The 20,756-nt window shown below is 43.0% G+C and carries 23 protein-coding genes and 1 riboswitch; of the genes, 4 read left to right on the top strand and 19 right to left on the bottom strand.

What is annotated here, in order from left to right:
- Window positions 1-139: 139 nt before the first annotated feature.
- The 4 genes from P7J36_RS04840 to P7J36_RS04825 all read right to left on the bottom strand — a co-directional run bounded on the left by P7J36_RS04840 (window position 140) and on the right by P7J36_RS04825 (window position 4,271).
- Window positions 140-574, bottom strand: coding sequence for a SprT family protein (locus P7J36_RS04840; protein WP_408551411.1), 435 nt, complete (start codon window positions 572-574; stop codon window positions 140-142).
- On the bottom strand, window positions 561-2,717 hold the full coding sequence (locus tag P7J36_RS04835) for a Tex family protein (protein WP_408551410.1): 2,157 nt from the start codon (window positions 2,715-2,717) through the stop codon (window positions 561-563). The genes P7J36_RS04840 and P7J36_RS04835 overlap by 14 nt, the downstream gene beginning before the upstream one ends.
- A gap of 80 nt (window positions 2,718-2,797) precedes the next feature.
- On the bottom strand, window positions 2,798-3,640 hold the full coding sequence (locus P7J36_RS04830; RefSeq protein WP_408551409.1) for an aldo/keto reductase: 843 nt from the start codon (window positions 3,638-3,640) through the stop codon (window positions 2,798-2,800).
- Window positions 3,641-3,755: 115 nt separating this feature from the next.
- Window positions 3,756-4,271, bottom strand: a complete 516-nt coding sequence (locus P7J36_RS04825; protein ID WP_408551408.1) for a QueT transporter family protein — start codon at window positions 4,269-4,271, stop codon at window positions 3,756-3,758.
- Window positions 4,269-4,371: riboswitch (PreQ1 riboswitch) on the bottom strand. Its footprint overlaps the gene before it by 3 nt.
- Before the next feature lie 28 nt (window positions 4,372-4,399).
- Between P7J36_RS04825 and P7J36_RS04820 the strand changes: the two genes are divergently transcribed.
- The gene (locus P7J36_RS04820; protein ID WP_024384996.1) at window positions 4,400-4,837 is read left to right on the top strand and encodes a GtrA family protein; all 438 of its coding nucleotides are present in this window, start codon (window positions 4,400-4,402) and stop codon (window positions 4,835-4,837) included.
- Window positions 4,838-4,855: 18 nt separating this feature from the next.
- Here P7J36_RS04820 and P7J36_RS04815 read toward each other — a convergent pair whose 3' ends face one another.
- The 9 genes from P7J36_RS04815 to P7J36_RS04775 form a co-directional block, all read right to left on the bottom strand.
- Entirely contained in the window at window positions 4,856-5,779 is a 924-nt protein-coding gene (locus tag P7J36_RS04815) for a YihY/virulence factor BrkB family protein (protein WP_398591512.1), read from the bottom strand.
- A gap of 47 nt (window positions 5,780-5,826) precedes the next feature.
- Window positions 5,827-6,687, bottom strand: a complete 861-nt coding sequence (locus P7J36_RS04810; protein ID WP_408551407.1) for a methionyl aminopeptidase — start codon at window positions 6,685-6,687, stop codon at window positions 5,827-5,829.
- The gene (locus P7J36_RS04805; RefSeq protein ID WP_408551406.1) at window positions 6,684-7,256 is read right to left on the bottom strand and encodes a GNAT family N-acetyltransferase; all 573 of its coding nucleotides are present in this window, start codon (window positions 7,254-7,256) and stop codon (window positions 6,684-6,686) included. The genes P7J36_RS04810 and P7J36_RS04805 overlap by 4 nt, the downstream gene beginning before the upstream one ends.
- 95 nt (window positions 7,257-7,351) lie before the next feature.
- Window positions 7,352-8,611, bottom strand: coding sequence for a UDP-N-acetylglucosamine 1-carboxyvinyltransferase (locus P7J36_RS04800; RefSeq protein ID WP_398582228.1), 1,260 nt, complete (start codon window positions 8,609-8,611; stop codon window positions 7,352-7,354).
- Window positions 8,612-9,077: 466 nt separating this feature from the next.
- Window positions 9,078-9,689, bottom strand: a complete 612-nt coding sequence (locus P7J36_RS04795) for an NAD(P)H-dependent oxidoreductase (protein WP_408551405.1) — start codon at window positions 9,687-9,689, stop codon at window positions 9,078-9,080.
- A gap of 30 nt (window positions 9,690-9,719) precedes the next feature.
- Window positions 9,720-10,910, bottom strand: a complete 1,191-nt coding sequence (metK, locus tag P7J36_RS04790) for a methionine adenosyltransferase (RefSeq protein ID WP_014638423.1) — start codon at window positions 10,908-10,910, stop codon at window positions 9,720-9,722.
- A 287-nt stretch (window positions 10,911-11,197) separates the two neighbouring features.
- The gene (locus tag P7J36_RS04785) at window positions 11,198-11,665 is read right to left on the bottom strand and encodes a deoxycytidylate deaminase (protein ID WP_172081498.1); all 468 of its coding nucleotides are present in this window, start codon (window positions 11,663-11,665) and stop codon (window positions 11,198-11,200) included.
- A 16-nt stretch (window positions 11,666-11,681) separates the two neighbouring features.
- Window positions 11,682-12,419 carry a hypothetical protein gene (locus tag P7J36_RS04780; protein ID WP_408551404.1) on the bottom strand — a complete coding sequence of 246 codons (738 nt, stop codon included), beginning with the start codon at window positions 12,417-12,419 and terminating at the stop codon, window positions 11,682-11,684.
- A gap of 1 nt (window position 12,420) precedes the next feature.
- Window positions 12,421-13,455, bottom strand: coding sequence for a M42 family metallopeptidase (locus P7J36_RS04775; protein ID WP_408551403.1), 1,035 nt, complete (start codon window positions 13,453-13,455; stop codon window positions 12,421-12,423).
- A 64-nt stretch (window positions 13,456-13,519) separates the two neighbouring features.
- On the opposite strand from P7J36_RS04775, the gene birA reads away from it, so the two are divergent.
- Window positions 13,520-14,476 carry a bifunctional biotin--[acetyl-CoA-carboxylase] ligase/biotin operon repressor BirA gene (gene birA / locus P7J36_RS04770; protein ID WP_408551402.1) on the top strand — a complete coding sequence of 319 codons (957 nt, stop codon included), beginning with the start codon at window positions 13,520-13,522 and terminating at the stop codon, window positions 14,474-14,476.
- On the opposite strand, the gene P7J36_RS04765 is transcribed toward birA, so the two are convergent.
- The 6 genes from P7J36_RS04765 to udk all read right to left on the bottom strand — a co-directional run bounded on the left by P7J36_RS04765 (window position 14,442) and on the right by udk (window position 18,578).
- Window positions 14,442-14,630, bottom strand: coding sequence for a DUF3272 family protein (locus P7J36_RS04765; protein WP_408551401.1), 189 nt, complete (start codon window positions 14,628-14,630; stop codon window positions 14,442-14,444). The two genes, birA and P7J36_RS04765, sit on opposite strands and share 35 nt — an antisense overlap.
- A gap of 191 nt (window positions 14,631-14,821) precedes the next feature.
- The gene (dnaX, locus tag P7J36_RS04760; RefSeq protein WP_408551400.1) at window positions 14,822-16,489 is read right to left on the bottom strand and encodes a DNA polymerase III subunit gamma/tau; all 1,668 of its coding nucleotides are present in this window, start codon (window positions 16,487-16,489) and stop codon (window positions 14,822-14,824) included.
- The gene (locus P7J36_RS04755; RefSeq protein WP_408551399.1) at window positions 16,489-16,986 is read right to left on the bottom strand and encodes a GAF domain-containing protein; all 498 of its coding nucleotides are present in this window, start codon (window positions 16,984-16,986) and stop codon (window positions 16,489-16,491) included. The genes dnaX and P7J36_RS04755 overlap by 1 nt, the downstream gene beginning before the upstream one ends.
- Before the next feature lie 64 nt (window positions 16,987-17,050).
- Window positions 17,051-17,320: a DUF1294 domain-containing protein gene (locus tag P7J36_RS04750; RefSeq protein ID WP_408551398.1), complete on the bottom strand. Its 270-nt coding sequence runs from the start codon at window positions 17,318-17,320 to the stop codon at window positions 17,051-17,053.
- Window positions 17,321-17,407: 87 nt separating this feature from the next.
- A complete protein-coding gene (locus tag P7J36_RS04745) occupies window positions 17,408-17,947 on the bottom strand; it encodes a PadR family transcriptional regulator (protein WP_024376722.1) in 540 nt (179 codons plus the stop codon).
- Window position 17,948: 1 nt separating this feature from the next.
- Window positions 17,949-18,578, bottom strand: a complete 630-nt coding sequence (udk, locus tag P7J36_RS04740; RefSeq protein ID WP_002940213.1) for a uridine kinase — start codon at window positions 18,576-18,578, stop codon at window positions 17,949-17,951.
- An 82-nt stretch (window positions 18,579-18,660) separates the two neighbouring features.
- On the opposite strand from udk, the gene P7J36_RS04735 reads away from it, so the two are divergent.
- Window positions 18,661-19,647 (top strand): Gfo/Idh/MocA family protein, encoded by a 987-nt coding sequence (locus P7J36_RS04735; protein WP_408551397.1) that lies wholly within the window; start codon window positions 18,661-18,663, stop codon window positions 19,645-19,647.
- Complete coding sequence (locus P7J36_RS04730) at window positions 19,637-20,719, top strand: DEAD/DEAH box helicase (RefSeq protein WP_408551396.1); 1,083 nt, start codon at window positions 19,637-19,639, stop codon at window positions 20,717-20,719. Before P7J36_RS04735 ends, P7J36_RS04730 begins: the two co-directional genes overlap by 11 nt.
- Window positions 20,720-20,756: the final 37 nt, after the last annotated feature.

Raw genomic sequence — 20,756 nt, 5'->3', positions numbered from 1 at the left:
ATGATATATGATATAATATTTAACAAAAGTTTATTCCTATTCTACCTCGTTGTTCTTGTACTGACCCCAAAACCTATACTTCAATCCCTTTCACAGAAAACCAGCCCTAAGTGAATATCTTAGGACTGGTTTTCTTGTATTAAAGTGTTTTCTCTAAAAGCCCCCTACACTTCCCACATCGGTATTTTTTTAGGTCAATGCGGCGCTTGCGCTGGTAGACTTGTCCACAGGACTGACAGGTATACAGCAGGCTAGGCTTGGCAGTTTGTTCCAGTTTGGGAGCATAGCGCAGGCCGTCCACCGCAGCCAGCAGTTCTTTGAAGTCCCTATCTCCGTGCCGATAGCCTTTCTTCTCAAAGTAGAGATGGTAATGGCAGAGCTCGTGGCGGACAATCTTCCGAAAGACTTCTAAGCCTTGCTCCTCCAGATGTTTGGGGTTAAAATCCAAATGCCCATCTCTTGGAAAAAAGCGACCACCTGTTGACCGCAGTCGCCTGTTCCAGATTGCTACATGCCGAAATTCCTTACCGAAGTCTTGCAAGGAGACTTCTTGCACATACTTATTCAGATCCATTTGGTTTCAAAAGGCTAAGACCAATACGGTTGCGTTTGATATCCACTTCAACCACCCAGACCGTTACAATTTCCCCAACGGCTAAGACTTCACTTGGATGAGGTAAGGCTTGTTGGCGTCCATTCTTATCCCGTTTGCGCTTGACCATGCGTGAAATGTGGACCAAGCCATCTTCATGGACACCGATATCCACAAAGGCTCCAAAGTCCACAATATTGCGGACTGTACCTTGCAATTCCTGTCCGACTACCAGGTCCTTAACATCCAAGACATCTTGACGAAGGACTGGTGCTTCAAAGTCATCCCGTAAATCACGACCAGGTTTGAGCAAGTCTGCAATGATATCCTTCAAGGTTTCCTGACCAACACCGATTTTTTCCGCCGTATCTGCGATTGCCACCTGCTTTAATTTTTCCTGCGCAGCCTCATCTAAGTGGTCAATCGCTAGAAGTTCTAACAGGTTTTCCACAGCCTTGTAAGACTCAGGGTGCACGCCAGTATTGTCCAAAAAGTTAGTCGCATCTGGGATGCGCAAGAAACCAGCTGCCTGCTCAAAGGCCTTGTCACCCAGACGAGGAACCTTTTTAAGCTGCTGACGAGAAGTCAGGGCACCATTTTCCTCGCGGTACTTGACGATATTCTCCGAAATGGTCTTGTTGAGACCAGCGACGTGAGCCAAAAGGGCAGGACTTGCCGTATTGACATTGACCCCGACCTGGTTGACCACCGTATCGACTACAAAGTCCAGACTTTCAGACAGAGATTTCTGGTTGACATCGTGCTGGTACTGGCCGACACCGATAGACTTGGGATCGATTTTGACCAGCTCAGCCAGAGGGTCTTGCAGACGGCGGGCGATGGAAATGGCAGAGCGTTTTTCCACAGGGAGGTCTGGGAACTCATATCTGGCCAATTCAGAAGCTGAGTAGACAGAGGCTCCGCTTTCATTGACGATGACGTAAGAAACTTCTGGGAAATCCTTGAGCAAATCAGCAACGAAAGCCTCCGATTCACGGCTGGCCGTTCCATTTCCGATAGCAATGATTTCCACTTGGTATTGCCCAATCAGGTCTGCCAGGTCTTTCTTGGCCTGAGCAATTTGACGCTGACCAGCCGGCTCAACTGGATAGATGACCTGGGTTGTCAAGAGTTTTCCAGTCTGGTCAACAACTGCCAGCTTAGCCCCTGTCCGAAAGGCAGGGTCAAAACCAAGAACAACCTTGCCTTTGAGGGGAGATACAAGGAGCAGATTTCGTAGGTTTTTAGAGAAGAGTTGGATAGCCCCTTCTTCTGCTTCTTCTGTCAATTCTGTTCGAATCCGACGCTCCATAGCAGGCAAAATTTTCTTCTTGATAGCCTGCTGGGTAACATCCTTTATGTAGCTATTAGACTGTGGAAAACGCAGTTCAAAGAAACGGATCATTTTATCCACATTGTGTTCAAAAGAAACTTTGAGAATGCCTAATTTCTCCCCACGATTGATGGCCAAGGTCTTATAACCTTGCATTTTTGCCACTTTCTCTGAGAAATCATAGTAAATCTGAAAGACTTCTTTCTCGTCAGCTTCTTGGTCTTTTAGCTCTGAAGTAAGGCTTGAATTGGTCTGTACTTCATGGTAGACCCAGGCCCGAAGTTTATTGTCTTCTGAGATTGCTTCGACCAAAATATCCACAGCCCCAGCCAAACTAGCCTGAGCAGTGTCAAAACCCTCGCAGATAAAACCAGCAGCCTGTTCTTCCAAGTCAGCCACATTCTGCAAAATTAGACGAGCCAGTGGGAAAAGTCCAGCTTCACGTGCCACCGTTGCCTTGGTCCGACGTTTTTCCTTATAAGGCAGGTAGAGTTCTTCCACATCTGCCAACTTTTCCGCTTCCTCGATAGCCTGACGGAGCTGGTCTGTCAACTTGCCCTGTTCTTCAATCTTGGCAAGGACAGTAGCCTTACGGTCAGCGAGAGCAGTCAAGGCCTTATCCCGATCAATGATAGACTTGATGACCACCTCATCCAAGTTCCCCGTCACATCCTTCCGATAACGAGCAATAAAGGGAATGGTATTACCTTCCGCTGTCAAAGCCAAGACCGTATCAATTTGTTTTAAACTAACGCCCAATTCCTGAGCAATTTTCAAATATTTTTCTTCCATAGCTTCTATTATAGCATGAAAGCGGTACAAGTGACTCAATAGAAAAAGCATGTGAGCTACACATACTTTCACTTTTCTTCTTAAAACGCTGCCAAGTCTGGGTCTAACCACCCTTTGACACCAGCTAGCTTGTCCAACTGTGCTACGGCCTCTGGACTAATGACCAGGTCATCAATATCCAAATTGGCCTTGATATTTTCTGGGTTGGTTGATTTTGGTAATGGTAGAAAGCCCTTATCTAAAGACCAAGCCAGTGCCAGCTGAGCCACGCTGCAACCTGCTTCTTTAGCCAAATCAGCTGCTTCTTGGCTTTGGAAAAGGGTCCCTGTACCAAATGGGCTATAGGCTTCCAAGAGAATGCCTTTGGCTTTGCAGTAAGCAACTAATTCTGACTGAGGAGTTCCTGGAGCTAACATAATCTGATTAGCCATCGGGATAATCTCAGCCGTTTCCAGCAAAGCTTCTAGATGGTGTTCCATAAAGTTAGAAACTCCAATTACTTTCACTTTTCCAGCACGATAGAGCTCTTCTAATGCCTTCCAAACCTGGGCATTGCGTTCCTTCCAGCCAATGCTGTCGCGAATAGCCTTGGGATTTGGCCAATGAATCAGTAACAAATCCAGATAATCCACCTGAAGTTTTTGCATGGATTCTTCTACTGAAGCAAGGGTATCTTCATAGCCAATCTTATCATTCCAAACCTTAGTTGTTAAAAAAATGTCCTCACGAGCTAGGCCACTATCAGCTATAGCTCGACCAACACTAGCTTCATTGCCATAAATCTGAGCCGTATCAATATGGCGGTAGCCCGCTTCCAATGCATAAGAAACCGCACCGTACGCCACTTCACCATCAGGTATCTGCCAAGTTCCAAAACCAATTTTAGGAACAGTTACACCATTTGAAAACGTATATCTTGTCATAAAAGACCTCCTATTTCTTCTATCCCCAGTATAAACTAAATTGTCAATCAATACAAAATAATGCGACCTAAAAATAAAAGACACCCGAAAGTGTCTGCTCACATTTATTGTATACTTACTTTTCAAAATTTATTTTCTTGGATAGTTTATCGATAACAACAGCCCCAACTAATAGAGAAAGCAATTCTCCTGCTGCTGTTGTCAACCAAGTTAGAAAGAATGGTAGATCATATAAGACTTTTAATTCTAAAGCAATGGTAAACATAGTTGCCGCAAAAAAGAATGAGAAATAAAAGAAAGCCTTGTTAAATAATCCACCGAATAGATAGTCCTTCTTGTATTTTTCAAACAGAATAACTCCCAAGGTAACGAAGATTAATGTCGAGAATCCACCTACAAAGAGGTCAATCACGCCAAAACCAATCAAGTTGGAAATCATGCAGCCAATGGTCACAGCGATAATATACTTACGATTATAAAAAGCCAAGAAATTGAGCATTTCAGACAAACGGAACTGAACAGCCCCGAAGGAAATAGCATTCAATGGCGGCATCAAGGTAAGAGCGACATAAATCGCCGCAACAAGAGCAATTTCTGCCATATCTCTGGCAGTCCATTTAGATGTATTCATAAAATTCTCCTTTAGCGAAAAAGCTTAAAATATGCTTGGGTAAAGTGAGCAAGCCCCAAGGGTCATTGAATTTGTCAACAACGTTGATTAGTATAGCATATTTTTCCTAAAAATGATAGACTAGTCCTATGAAAAAACTATTTTATCAACTCATCAATAACGAAGTTATTCTCTATTTGATTGCAGGTGTGGCAGCAACTCTTGTTTATATGATTACCCGTATGGGACTCTTTCTGTTCATCCCATCCATTCTGCTAGTAACTCTTTTAGCCAATGCAGTAGCTATCCTCTTTGCCTTTTGGACAAATGATCGCTTTGTATTTAAACAAGTAAGGGAAGGCTGGTTCCAACGCCTCATCAAATTCACTACCGCTCGAATTGTCACTCTTGTTTTGGATATGGCTTTAGCCTATATACTCGTAGCTGCCTATCCACAATTGATTGGACAATTTGTACATAACAACATCAACCTGGTCAATGCCATTGCGACACTTTTCTCGCAAGTCTTAGTTATTGTCCTAAACTACGTTTTAAGTAAATTATTTGTATTTAAAGATAAGAAATGAGGTGGGAATTCTTCCACCTCATTCTTTATCTATCGCTGTAAATCTTGCCTTGAGCCTATTCAAGATAGAAACAATATCCCCATCTCTGGCATGAAACTCTTCTACCTGCATACTTTGAACCGTAGCATTAATCATTGCACCAACGATGAGTACCTGAGCCATAAAAATGAACCAAAGCATAAAAACAAGAAAGACGACAGCTGTTACTATTCTAAAATCCAGCAACTTATTGGCATAATTATCAACATAAATCGAAAATAACTTTCCAATAGAAGTCATCGTCAACAGAACAAACAAGGTTCCTGGAAAAACATATCGAACTTTTTTTATCCGAACATTTGGTAAAAAGAAATAAAGCATAACCAAGGCGGCAAACAGAGCCATTAAACCTACTAACTGTGTTTGACTAAGAAGTCCCTTCAGCCAGGCGTCTTCAATAGGAACCAGCTTATTAATATAAGAAAAAACTGCCTGCCCGAAAGTCAAAAGCGTAATACTTAAGAGGATAATTACCTGCAGACCAATTCCTAAAAATATGCCAATCAAATGCCCAATAATAAAATCACGGTGTTCATTGATGCCATAAGCCTTATTAAAGGCCTTCTGCAAAATGGTCATACTACGTGACAGGGTCCAAAGAGTGGTCAGAATTGAAATCCCTAACCATGATGACGACGGCTTTGTTAATACAGAAGTGATAAAAGATGAAACCGAAGGATAGAGCTTGTCTGGCACAAATTCAGCTATAACCGATAAAATCATATCCACATCAAATGGATAATAGGGCAGTAAATTCGCAAGAGTTAGAAGAATAGGGAAAATAGAAATTAACAAATAGTAAGCTACTGCAACACTTGTTACATCGCTATCAGCAGAACGATAAAAAGAAAAGAAAGTTGAGCAGAATGTTTTCAAACCTTCAACTATTTTGGTTTTCTTCATTCTCTCCTCCTTCCTCATTCATCTATTATTCACGACCACACCGAGAATTAATAGGTCCCTTCTTCACCTTGACTCGTCAAAATGACTGGACCATCCTTAGTAATGACAAACTGATGCTCATATTGGCAAGATAAGCCACCATCAAGTGTTTTGTGAGCCCAACCAGTCTTCATATCCGTATCGATTTCCCAAGTCCCTGTATTAATCATAGGCTCGATAGTCAAAACCATGCCTTCACGCAAGCGAAGACCACGACCTTTAGTTCCATAATGAGGAACCATCGGCTCTTCGTGGAAGGTTGGTCCAACGCCGTGACCTACCAAGTCACGAACAACACCGTAGCCAAGACCTTCCGCATATTCTTGAATAGCAGCACCGATATCGCCGATACGATTACCAACAACGGCTTGCTCGATACCACGATACAAACATTCCTTAGTCACGTCCATCAAGTTTTGAACTTCTTCAGAGACCTGACCAACCGCATAAGCCCAGCAGGAATCCGCACAACCACCACGATAGGTCTGGGTGATTTTCTTCATAGCCTTGACATCATTAAAGTTGAGCTTAGAAACATCAATTACCGCTTTGTCTAAGGGCTCACTCAAAACCATATCGACCTTCAGTAAATCACCTGCTTTAAGTTTGTAATGACGCGGAAAGGCATGAGCGACCTCGTCATTTAATCCACAACAAGTCGCATAAGGATAGTCCATCAACTCACCGTCAACACCAATTTGAAGGGGCAAGACATTTTTTTCCTTACATGTTTTACGGACATATTCTTCTACTTCCCACATGTCCACGCCTGGCTTGATAATCTCTCGCAAACCAATATGAATACCAGCCAGAACATCTCCAGCACGGTTCATTGCATCAATTTCTCGTTGTGATTTAATGGTAATCATTCATTCTCCTCATATATTTCTAATATAAAATCTGTCTTCTTCAAGCTAAATTTTCTATAATTTCTTGTTTTGTGACTGTAACGGTCACTTCCCTTATATTGCTCGATCTGCACAAAGCCCGCTTTTCTAGCTACCATCTGATTGGCCACATTTTCCTCATGGGTGATGATGGTCAATTCCTTCAGACCGAATTCATAAAAGGCTAGAAAGACCAGATTTTTCACCGCTTCCGTCATCAGCCCTCGACTCCAGTAGTCTTTTTTTAGGAAATAGCTGAGCTCCGCAGTTAGCAAACGTTCATCTAATTTTTCAAAACAAAGCGCACCAATCATCTGCCTAGAAACCTTATCCACCAGAGCCCATTTGCCCAAAGGTGACCGCATGAATTTTCCAACCATAGTCGCAAGAGCCAGGTTCTTATCCTCCAAGGCCGGAAAAATAAAGGGAAGATTTTCTGGATTGGATACAATTTCAAAGAAATGTTCTCCATCTTCATAGGAAAATGGGCGTAAAATCAAGCGTTCTGTTTCAAAGCAAGCAAACTTTGCTAGTCTTGTCCAAAGTGTCATAGTGTACCCAAGGGGCTGAGAATTACTCCCAGCCCCAGATTGTTTCGTTTTTTAAATCGTTTACGTTTTGAGATTGTAGTTCTCAATTAGGCTCTCTAATCCTCAATCAATTGAATATCTGCACCTAATTCTGTCAGCTTATCAATAATATTTGAGTAACCACGTAGAATAAACTCAATGTTTGTAATTTCTGTACGCCCTTGAGCCATTAAACCAGCGATAACCATTGCGGCTCCCGCACGCAAATCAGTAGCTTTAACAGATGTACCTGTCAGTTGATTTGGACCTTCAAAGGCAATATGGTTGTTACGAGTAGAGATTTTTGCTCCAAGATTTGCAAGCTCCTGCACATGTCCAACACGTTTTTCATAAATCGTATCAACAATCGTACCAGTACCTTCTGCCTTAAGCAGTAAAGGTGTAATGGGTTGCTGCAAGTCTGTCGCAAAACCTGGATAAGGTGAAGTTTTCACGCTTACCGCCTTCAATTTCTCTTGCTTTTCAACAAAAATACTATCTTCAGAAATGGTCATGCGAACACCCATTTCTTCCAACTTAGCGATGTAACTCTCTAAGTGTTCATAAAGGACATTATCGATACGAATACCTTCACCAACAGCAGCAGCAAGGGCAATATAAGTCCCTGCTTCAATACGGTCTGGAATCACTTGATGACGTGTTCCTTTTAGACTGTCCACACCATCAATGGTGATAATATCTGTACCAGCACCACGGATACGTGCCCCCATATTGTTAAGCAAAGTTGCCACATCAATAATTTCAGGTTCACGCGCCGCATTTTCAATAACCGTACGACCCTCAGCCTTAACCGCAGCCAAAATGGTATTGATTGTTGCACCGACACTGACCACATCCATGAAGATATGCGCTCCCTGAATGCGTTGACCATTAGTTGCCAAACGCATGTATTCACCTTCATAAGTCGTTTCAGCACCCATGGCCGCAAAAGCCTTCAAGTGCAAATCAATCGGACGCGGTCCCAAATCACAGCCACCTGGCAGACCAACGATTGCCTGACCAAAGCGTCCAAGGAGTGACCCGTAGAAATAATAAGAAGCACGTAAACTGTTGATTTTACCAAATGGCATTGGCATATCTTGCACACCACGAGGATCAATTTCAAGCGTCTCACCATCACGCTTGACGGTCGCGCCCATTGTTTCCATAATATCAACTAAGCTATCTACATCCGAGATTGCAGGTACTCCGTCCAGAGTAACAATCCCATCTGCAAGAATAATGGCCGGAATAAGAGCAACAACTGAGTTTTTTGCACCACTAACGGTAACCGACCCTTTCAGTGTTTTTCCACCATTAATTACAATTTTTCTCATACTAACATTCACTTTCTTAATTTGCCTAAAAAGGCATACGTTTCATTCTATCATAAAGTCTTGGAAAAAGCTAGTTATATAGCAGGCAAAACACGCCGTACGCTTGAAGAAAATGCATGTAACCATTTTCTTATTACATGCATTTTTTTAATTTATTTTCATAGTTTTTTTACATTTAGTCATGAGTAATTCCTCAAACTCAGACTAATTATAGCATAAATTTTTGCTAAAAAACTGTATATAGTCTTTTAGTTTACTTTTAGTACGAGGTAATGAGCCACAGATATAACTGAAGTTAGGCAAGGCGAATTAACGAAGTAATAAAAGAAAAACTAAATGACGATAAAATATGAAAGTAAGTTTTCTGAAAACAATGTTTTCTTCTTGCGTTTGTCGTGCAGGCAAAAGGACCGAGCTAATGAACTCAGTCCTTCATATTTATATACTATTAGTGAATCTCTCTTCATCATTTATGAAAAATTCTCTGAATTTGCTCCCTTGCATCCACGAGATACAGCTCCAGCTCTTCTCTCGTTAAATAAGGTACTCGCCCATAGAAGATATGGTCAATGACTTGAGCACCGTTGCTGTTGAAAAGCCATTCTGAGGTCAGGGTTTTCATCGCTTGATCAATCGGTGTCAGACTTCCATCTGCATTTTGCGGCTGCCCTGTTGGCGTAAAGAAAATAGCTTTCTTAGTGGAAAATAATTTACGTGGTTCATCAGATTCAAAACTGTAAGCAAAGCCATGTTGAAATACACGGTCTACGTAACCTTTCATAATAGCAGGCATTCCATTCCACCAACTCGGAAATATATAGACTAGTAAGTCGCTTTCGGCAATCAAATCCATTTCAACTTGAACATTTGCTGGAAAAACAGTTGCCTGACGTACAAATTTACCATCCTCAATATGGATGGTATCTTCTCCACGTAACACGGGATCGAATCCTATTTCGTATAAATCTCGTATGACGACTTCTGCTCCATTTTCCAGCAGAGCTTCCGCCACTCTATCAACCAAAGCATGTGTAAAGCTTTCTTTTCTAGGATGTGCAAAGACAATTAACGCTTTCACAAACTTCTCACTAAATGGACAACTATTTCATTACAAAACAGCAGTTTTCAAGGCTTCCACCTTGTCCAATTTCTCCCATGGCAAGTCAATATCAGTCCGTCCCATGTGTCCGTAGGCTGCAGTTTGCTTGTAAATCGGACGTTTGAGGTCCAACATTTGAATAATTCCCGCTGGACGCAGATCAAAAATCTGACGAACAGCAGCTTCCAATTTACTTTCTGCTACTGTACTTGTACCAAAGGTATCAATGCGAACAGAAACTGGATGAGCTACACCGATGGCGTAAGCTAATTGAACTTCAGCCTTTTTAGCTAAACCAGCTGCTACGATATTTTTAGCGATGTAGCGTGCTGCATAAGATGCAGAACGGTCCACCTTGGTCGCATCCTTACCAGAGAAGGCACCGCCACCATGACGTGAATAACCACCATAGGTATCAACGATGATCTTACGACCTGTCAAACCAGAGTCCCCTTGAGGTCCACCAATAACAAAGCGACCAGTTGGGTTGATAAAGTAGTTGGTTTGGTCATCCAGATAATGAGCTGGAATGATTTCCTTAATGACACGCTCAATGACATCCTGACGAATTTGTTCCTGGCTAACTTCTGGATCATGCTGGGTCGAAATAACGACAGTATCCACACGAACAGGTTGATTGTCTTCATCGTATTCAACTGTTACCTGTGACTTAGCATCTGGACGGAGATAAGCAATTTCACCAGATTTTCTCAACTCGGCCAAACGACGCACCAACTTGTGGCTCAGTGAAATTGGCAATGGCATGAGCTCTGGCGTTTCATCTACTGCAAAACCAAACATGAGCCCCTGGTCACCTGCACCAATCAAATCCAATGGATCTTGACTAGCATCTTGACGCGTTTCCAAGGCTTCATTAACGCCTTGGGCAATATCTGGCGATTGCTCTACAAGTGACGGATGAACCCCAACCGACTCAGCTGAAAAACCATACTCACCTTTTGTATAGCCAATCTCCGCAATGGTATCCCGTACCACACGGTTAATATCCACATAGGCAGTGGTTGAAATCTCTCCAAACACATGAACACTGCCTGTATAAACAGCCGTTTCCGCCGCTACGTGCGCATCTGGATCCTCTGCTAAAATAGCATCCAAAATGGCATCTGAAATCTGGTCTGCAATCTTGTCCGGATGACCCTCCGAAACAGATTCAGACGTAAACAACTTACGTTCTGACATAAAAATGTCCCCCTTAAAATAGAATATTTGCTAGAAACTAGCGGGTTACTAAGGTTACAAAGAACTAGTCTCCGACTAGTTATTTGCGAAAGACTTTTGTCTTGAGCAAAGGGAAATTTCCAGATACTCAACGAGAAAGCAATAACTTTCAAGTATGTCTGCAAAAGTTAACTAGTCTGATAACTACCTTTTCGGGACTTAATAACGATTCTAGTATAGCATATATCATGTGACTATCCTAGTATTTTCTAAAAAATAAAGAGAGGTGTGCAAGACAACCTCCCTTACTAAATAAATTCTGCTTCTGCAATGGCCTGCTTGACTGTTTCTAGCGGTAAATGAACCAACTCACAGCCCTTTTCTTTATACAAATACTGGGCATAATCATCCATTCGGTATTCGTTTATATAGACGACACGTTGGCAACCAACCTGTAACAATTGCTTGGAGCAATTGAGACATGGAAAATGGGTCACATAGGCAGTAAAGCCATGTGGAATGCCCCTTTCTGCTCCCTGCAAGATGGCATTGACTTCCGCATGTAAGGTCCTAGCACAATGACCGTCAATCATAAGGCATTCCTGATCCAAGCAATGCTCTGTCCCTGAAACCGATCCATTGTAGCCTGTTGCCACAACCTTGTTGTCCTTGACCAAGACAGCACCGACTTTAGCACGTTTACAAGTCGCCCGATTGGCAATCAAGAGCGCCTGCGCCGCAAAATACTCATCCCAAGCTAAACGATTTGTTGACATGATTTCTCCTTTCCGCTCAATCCACCATTCCATAAATTGCTACTAAGTCTTGAGCTGTAATGATACCTACAATATCCTCTGGCGAATGAAGTTGCCCATTGGATTGACGACTGACCAAAACCGTTGTCCGTTTCTGCCCTTGGAAATGATTGATCAGCTGGTAGAGACTGGTTTGAGCTGGTAAAATGACCACTTGAATACTATCTTCCTCACAAGCCAATACATCTGCCAAACTTGCTTCCACTAATGTATCACGGATTGAGCCTACTTCCTTACTGGCTTTGGCTAACCAGTTGGCCAAACCCTTATCGGACACCAAACCTTGATAAGACCTGCCAGAAAAAATCGGAAACTTGGAAACATGCTCTCGCTCGACGATTTCCAAGGCCTTGATCAATTTATCTCGACTATCAAATATAATAGGCTTGATTTTCTGAGTTTTTTGTAAGTAAGTTTCAATGGTCATGGGTGTTTGGTACTGGGCAATGACCTTTTCCAAGACAGCAATCAATTCTGGCGAGGGCTGAGCGACCTCTTTCAAACTCGTTCGTCTTTCATGGACCATGAGATTACGGAGCTGTCTGGCTACGTAGAGATTGTCCCAATTAGCCTCAACGGGATTATGTCGCGTCAATTCCTTGGCTTTTGCTAGCATGGAGCCAACATCTGCATATTCCCCATCCGCAACTCCACAGACCTTGCGCAAGACCTTATCCAAGTCATTGAATAACTCTAAAAAACGGCTTTCATTCATCTTAGTCTACCATTGCTGATTTCAAATAGGCATCGACCATCCGCTCTGTCGCATGGACCGAATCCAAATGGGTCCGCTCGTAAGAATGGCTGGATTCAATTCCTGCACCAAGTAGGGCATGTTTGACATCTGCTCCTGCTCGCATAGCTGCTGAAGCATCTGAACCATAGTAAGGATAGATGTCCAACTTATAAGGAATGCCATCCCTTTCAGCCAAGGCTACCAAGTGTTGACGAAGTTCGTAGTGGTAGGGACCCGAGCCATCCTTGACGCAGATAGAAACTGTGTATTCGTCAGTTTGCTGGTCATCTCCCATTGCCCCCATATCGACTGCCAAATATTCAACCACCTGAGCAGGAATGCTGGAATTGGCACCGTAGCCAATCTCTTCATTATTGGAGAAATAGAAATGGGTGGTATAAGGTAGAGTGATTGCCTCTTCCTTGTAAACCTTCAAAAGATGAAGCAGGATAGCTGCGGATACCTTATCATCCAAGTGACGACTCTTGATAAAGCCAGTTTCAGTCACGACGGTCCGAGGATCAAATGATATAAAATCTCCGACTTCAATACCCAAGGCCCGCGTCTCGTCCGCATTGGTCACTTTTTCGTCCAAACGAATTTCCATATTGGTCTGATTGCGCTCAGCGGTGCTGGCATCTCGGTAGACATGGACAGAGGTCTGGTGCATGAGAATGGTACCTGTGAAGGTCTTACCATTCTTGGCACAATGAATCAAGCAGTTTTCTCCCTCAATAGAAGGGTATCCAAATCCTCCCACCAAATCCATTTTGAGTCGGCCATCTGGCTTCACTGCACGCACCATGGCCCCCAATGTGTCCAGGTGAGCAGTCACCATGCGGTGTTCCTGGTCATTTTCCCCCGGAACTGTCACCAAAACACCACCTTTAGCGGTCTTACTAGCAGCATAGCCGAAACTTTCAACCTCTGCCTTGATGTAATTCATAATATCCGTCGTAAAACCAGTTGGCGACGGAGTGTTGGTCAATTTAACAATGTAATCAAGTGTCTTCATGAAAACCTCCTTATTTGAAACTATTATATCACGTTTTAGGTGAATTTTTTGCTATAATGAAGGTATGAAAACCTATCAGAAAATATATCTCCTTTTAAAAGAGAGAGAGGATTATGTCAGCGGAGAAGATTTGGCACAGGAATTGGGCATTTCACGGACATCCATTTGGAAGGCCATTCGCCAGTTAGAAACGCATGGTTTAACTATTGAGGCTGCCCGTAATCGTGGCTATAGATTAGCCGAAGGCGATTTACTCTTACCCGAATTAATCTCTCAGGAGCTTCAACTACCTGTCCACCTGAATATGGATAGCGACTCCACCCAGCTAGATGCCAAACAAGGTATTGAATCCGGTCATACTAGTCCCGCCCTCTATCTAGCTCCCTATCAAAATAAAGCCAAGGGACGATTTGGGCGGCCATTTTATGCTTCCAAATCTGGCGGTATTTATATGTCACTCCGCCTTTCTCCCAATGTCCCCTTCCTTGAATTTAAACCCTATACCATTCTAGTCGCTGCCGCTGTGGTCAAGGCCATTCAGTCCCTCTGTGACCTAGATATCCAAATCAAGTGGGTCAATGATATTTATCTGGGGCAGAAGAAAGTGGCTGGCATCCTGACTGAAGCCATTTCTTCCATGGAAAACCAACGGGTGACTGATGTCATCATCGGAGTGGGTATCAATGTCCATATCGATGATTTTCCCAAAGAACTCCGGCAATCAGCTGGCAATCTCTTCGACGACCAACCTCCCTTTACCCGCAACCAGTTGATTACAGCCATTTGGAAAGCATTCTTCGAAACCGACGAAAAAGAATTGATTGCTCTCTATAAAGAAAAATCACTTGTTGTTGGCCAACAAGTGAGCTTTGTAGAAAATCAGGTTGAATTTAAGGGAACAGCCATCGCAGTCACCGATACAGGCAATCTAGTCATCCAACTGGATAACGGCAAGGCAAAAATCATCTCCAGCGGAGAAATCAGTCTTACTTCTTGGTCTGCTTCTCCACCAAACGAATAAAACGTGTCACCTTATAGGCAAAATGAAGATTGCGAAAGGCGATAAAGGCAAAAATACCTGCAAGTAAAAAATCCTTAGAAAGAATGGAAGTATTCATAAAATAAATAGCGATAATTGTCGAAAGAGACAAAAGAAGAAATTGTGACAGTTTCATAGATAAATTATACCAAAAAATCAGTCGACTGGCTGATTTTTTATATCCCTTCTTTCTATGTATGCTAGTTAAACAAGAAAACACCAACTCAGTCGGTGCTTTCTTAAGGAGATTATGAAAAATATTTAGGATTGACTATAGTATACCTTAGTCAAGCACGTTCCACATCAGTCCTAAGACCGATATTGCTATCAATCATTTACTATCTCAACAGTGTCTGCTAGAAAGCCAAATTCTTCTGGAACAGGGCTTTCTTCTTTTTCTCTTTCTTGCGTTTTTTGCCCCTTGGCCTTGGCTGAAAATTCGGCCCGAATGCTGACCCAATCTTCCTGAGCAATAGCCAAAATCTGTGGCGAGAAGCCTGCGGCCTTGCTGAGAATATTACCAAACATGGTATTGAGATTGTCCCGTTTCATAGTCTGTTCAGCATTGAGTGGGGATTCAAAGGCCAAGATTGCATGATTTTCATTAGCTGCGACTGGCTGAGAACCAACAAGTAAGGCCCGGTCCGCACCAGATAAACTCTCGATAATTTCTCCCCAGGCATTTTGCAAGCGAGTCAAATTTTCACGCGCCAATGCTGGATTTTCCATAGCTTCCTGCAAAATAGCATGAACCTTGCTGGTATCCAATCGGTACTTCTTCGGAGCCTGTGGCTTGCGTGAAACTGGCTTAACAGCACTCGGTTGACTTGAGAGTTGGCTTAATTGTTTCTGTAGGTCTGCTACTTGTTGCTGAAGGTTACTTAATTGACTGACCAAATCTGCTGGTAGCTCTGCCATTGCGCCCGAAGTAGAACCACTTTCAGCCAAACGAATAGTCATCATTTCAGCGTAAATCTTGGGTTGGGGGCTAGACTTGATGTCCGCCAGTCCCTTGGTCACCAACTCAATCATGGTAAAAATCCGATCCTGAGCCAGTGCTAGATTTTCCGTAAAACCAGCAGTCAGATGGGTATTCTCACCACCCGTCTGCACGATAAGGAGGTCACGCAGGTAATGCAAGAGGTCCGTCGCAAAACGGCTCATGCTCTTGCCTTGGTCAAACAAGGTCTGCAGATGACCCAGTGCCGACACGCTATCTGCCTGACGCAGACTAGCTATATAGTCATCCAGAGCACGTAAACTGATGGAACCCGTGATCTCCTCCGCAATTTCCAAGGTAACTGTCTGGTCATGGCTGAGACTGAGTGCCTGGTCGAGAATAGATAGGGCATCCCGCATCCCCCCTTCTGCCCGACGGGCAATAATGGTCAAGGCTTGGTCGTCAAAACTGATACCTTCCTTGGTCAAGATTTGAGCCAAATGAGCCTGAATATCCGTGACCTTGATGGATTTGAATTCAAAACGTTGCACCCTAGACAAAATCGTCGCAGGAATCTTATGCAACTCCGTCGTCGCAAGAATAAAGACCACATTCTCCGTCGGCTCTTCCAAGGTTTTCAAGAGGGCATTAAAAGCCCCTGTCGATAGCATGTGGACCTCGTCAATGATATAGACCTTGTAGGTCGCAAGGCTAGGTGCATAAGTTGACTTGTCCCGAATATCACGGATTTCATCGACACCATTATTGGATGCCGCGTCAATCTCAATCACATCTTCCAGACTGCCCTCGGTAGTGGCCTGACAGATATAGCAGTCATTACAAGGCTCACCGCCCACCTGATTGGGACAGTTCATGGCCTTGGCAAAAATCTTGGCTGCCGAAGTCTTACCCGTACCACGAGGCCCCGAAAAGAGGTAGGCATGGCTGATTTTCCCCTGCTCAATGGCCTGCTTGAGCGTGGTCGCCACCACCTCCTGCCCCACCATTTCTCCAAAGGTCTGGCTGCGGTATTTCCGATATAAAGCTTGGTACATTACCCTTTTTCTCCAAACATAGCAAAATTCCAGTCCGTTTTCTCCACTAAAAGGGCAACAAACTGCTCTAAATATTCTTGGTCAATAGCATCATAATCAGCTACCAATCTCGAATCCAAGTCCAAAACGCCCAATAATTGGTCGTTTTTCACCATTGGCACAACGATTTCTGATAGGGCTGTCGCATCGCAGGAAATATAGTTATCATGTAGACGAACATCGTCTACGAGAATAGTCTGGCGCTTAGCTGCAGCCTCACCGCAGACACCCTTTCCAAGTGCGATATGAACACAGGAAACGCCACCCTGAAAAGGCCCCAAAATCAATTCACTACCATCATACAAGTAAAATCCTGTAAAGACAGAGTTTGGTAGAGCTTGATTGAGCAAAGCAGAAGCATTTGATAGATTGGCTAAAGCATTGGTCTCACCATCAAGAAGAGCTTCCAATTGAGCCAATAATAGTTGATAATTTGAAATTTTTTCTTGTTTTGTCATAGGAACATTATAGCATAGTTAAGCCGACTTTTATAGTCCGAGCGATAAAGAAAAAGGCTTGCGCCTATTTCCGCATCCAGTACATAATCACTGCATCAATCAATACCCCTATAGCCCAAGCTAGTTGAAAATACTTTTTCTGTGTCTTATGCCGAAAATGGGTTCCACCTGCCCAGGCACCCAGCCCGCCACCAAAATAGGACATGAGTAATAAGGTCTTTTCTGAAATCCGATAGGCGTTCTTTCTTGCCTTCCCTTTATCCATACCATAGGTGATGAAGACAAGTAAATTCCACACTACTAGCGCCATACTAACCATCTGTTTGATTGACATACATTCCTCCAATTAAGTCACATTTCTTCTTACTCTAACATAATCCAAAACAGGACACAAGAAAAAACGATTCGGAAATCCGAATCGTTACATTTCTGCCAGTGTATCCTCTAACCATTTGAGCTGGGCACGGTTGCGTTCAATAGACCGTGTCAAAATCAAATAGTGTCCATAATTGTCTTGGATACTTTCCTTGGTTGAGAACAGCTCAACTTTACGACTGTCTAGGTGTTTTAAGTGCTTGGTGACTAGTTCAATTTGACTCTGCAACAAACCAGGAATCCGTGGGTCATCCTTTTCACGGATAAAAAACATCTTGATTGAAAACAAGTCTTTTTGCTGAGGCGTTTCTTCATTTGGAATGGATAGCCATTCGTCTAAAATCTGACGACCAGTAGCCGTCATTGCATACTGCTTTTCTTTTTCATTTCCCGGTACAGCATGACAGGTAATCAACTCCTCTTTTGTCATCCGTTTTAACTCTGGATAGACTTGACTATGGGCAACCTGCCAAAATTCGCCTAAATCACGTTGAACATAGTCGGTAATCTGTTTGCCAGTTACCATTTGACCGCTAGCACCCATAATCCCTAATATAATATGAGGTAATATTCTTTGCTTCGGCATCTTAACCACGCTCTCTTAATATACTCTCCACCTTGGTGTTAATCAAGTCGATGGCTACAACGTTGCTGACGCCTTCAGGAATGACGATATCTGCATAGCGCTTGGTTGGCTCGATAAACTGGTGATACATTGGTTTCACCACCGAGGTGTACTGCTCAATGATACTATCTAAGCTACGGCCACGCTCTTCCATGTCTCTCTTAATGCGGCGAATGATACGAATATCGTCATCAGTATCGACGAATATCTTAATATCCATTAAATCCCGCAACCGTTTGTCTTCCAATACTAAAATACCTTCCACAATAAATACATCTTGTGGTTCCTGACGATAGGTCTTCTCTGAACGTGTGTGCTGAGTGTAATCATAAATCGGAATATCCACCGAACGCCCTGCCAACAATTCACCCAGGTGGTAAATCATCAAATCTGTGTCAAAGGCTAGTGGATGGTCATAATTGGTCAATATCCGTTCTTCAAAGGTTAGGTGTGACTGATTCTTATAATAAGAATCGTGTTCAATCATAGATATACGAGCATTTGGGAAATTATCCAGAATGGCACGTGACACACTTGTCTTGCCACCCCCAGATCCGCCGGTTACGCCAATAATAATGGGTTTCTGAGTCATCATCATCTCCTTCTATTTTCAATACTATTTTACCATGAAACATGGTATAATGAAAAGGATAACACAAAAGAAATGAGAATTTATGCTTAATTTTGGTATTGTTGGCACCTCAGACATCTCTCATCGTTTTATAGAGGCGGCCCATTTAAGTGGACATTATCAGCTACAGGCTGTTTTCTCCCGTAAACTAGAAACTGCTGCTGCCTTTTCAGAGCAGTATGAAGGAGTCGATTTATACACAGAATGGATAAAATTTCTTTCCGCACCGATTGACTTGGTCTATATTGCCAGTCCAAATGCCTTGCATTTTGAGCAAGCCAAGGCAGTCCTTTCTGCTGGTAAACATGCTATTGTTGAGAAGCCTATGGTTTCTACACCTCAGGAATTAGAACAATTGCGTCGCGTTGCCCAAGAAAATAATGTTTTCCTCTTTGAGGCTGCTCGAAACTATCACGAGCAAGCTCAAACTATTATCCGTAAATTTTTGACGGATAAAACGATTTTAGGTGGTTCATTTGGGTATGCCAAATATTCTTCTAAGATGCCTGAATTATTAGCTGGGCAAATACCAAATATCTTTTCAACTGATTTTTCCGGTGGTGCTCTCATGGATTTAGGTGTCTATACGCTCTACGCCGCTATCGGCATTTTGGGAACTCCCAGAACGGCCCGCTATGTAGCACAACAGCTACCTTCTAGTATTGACTTAAATGGTTCGGGACAACTCATTTATGACAACTATATCGTCCACATTCAGGCAGGAAAAAATATTACGAGCAATCTAGCGAGCGAAATCTATACAAATGATGGAACACTAACACTCAACGCATGCCAGCATATCAGCTCTGCTATTTTCACAAAACATGACGGAGAGCAAATTGTTTTACCAATCCAAGCGGCCCAGCACCCTATGCTCGAAGAAGCGCTAAAAATTGCACAGGCAATCAATCAACAAAACCGCGAGCTTGTGGACCAGTGGCTGGCTGTGGCAGAAAGCGTCCATCAAACACTTTACACCATGCGTCAAGACGCAGGAATAATCTTTAAGGCGGATAACAATGAAATCTAAATTTCCCTCCAGCTGGACGGACCAGCTCACCCTACTTGGCTTTGAGGACTTTACTCCTATCCAAGTCCAGGCCTTTGAGCCTATTGCAAACGGCAAGTCCCTTCTAGCTATCAGCCCAACAGGTACAGGAAAAACCCTTGCCTACCTCTGGCCTAGCCTATTAGCCCTAACTCCTAAAAAAGCCCAACAATTGCTCATCCTCGCACCAAATACAGAGCTGGCTGGCCAAATATTTGATGTTTGTAAGACTTGGTCGGAGACAATTGGGTTGACTGCTCAACTATTCTTATCTGGTTCCAGTCAAAAACGCCAGATTGAGCGACTAAAAAAAGGACCAGAAATCCTGATTGGAACACCTGGTCGTATTTTCGAGTTGATTAAATTGAAAAAAATCAAGATGATGAATATCAACACCATCATCCTAGATGAATTTGATCAGCTATTCTCCGATTCTCAATACCAGTTTGTGGAAAAAATTATCCACTATGTACCTCGGGATCATCAATTGATTTATATGAGTGCAACGGCTAAGTTTGACCGCCAAAAGATTGCTCAAGACATTGATACCATTGATTTATCTGAGCAGAAATTGGATAATATCCAGCATTGCTATATGATGGTAGATAAGCGTGAACGTTTGGAAACTCTACGTAAGTTTGCCAATATCTCTGATTTTCGTGCCCTTGCATTTTTTAACAGCCTATCAGACCTTGGTGCAAGCGAAGATAAACTACTCTATAATGGAGTGAATGCAGTTTCATTGGCCTCTGATGTCAATGTCAAATTCCGCAAGGTCATCATTGAACGTTTCAAAAACCACGAGCTCAATCTCTTGCTTGCAACCGATATGGTCGCGCGTGGGATTGATATTGATCAATTGGAATGCGTTCTTAACTTTGAAGTTCCATTCGATCAAGAGGCCTATACCCACCGTGCCGGACGAACAGGACGCATGGGCAAGGACGGGCTAGTCATTACCTTGGTATCCAGTCCTAGCGAATTAAAACAATTGAAAAAGTATGCCTCCGTCCAAGAAGTCATTCTCAAGAATCAAGAGCTCTACAAAATATAATGGACAATATACAAAAGGCTTAGAACCAGTGTTTCTA

It is taken from the genome of Streptococcus suis, from assembly GCF_046032115.1.
GTDB classification, from domain to species: Bacteria; Bacillota; Bacilli; order Lactobacillales; family Streptococcaceae; genus Streptococcus; species Streptococcus suis_AJ.
This window is presented reverse-complemented; position numbering and strand designations above follow the sequence as displayed.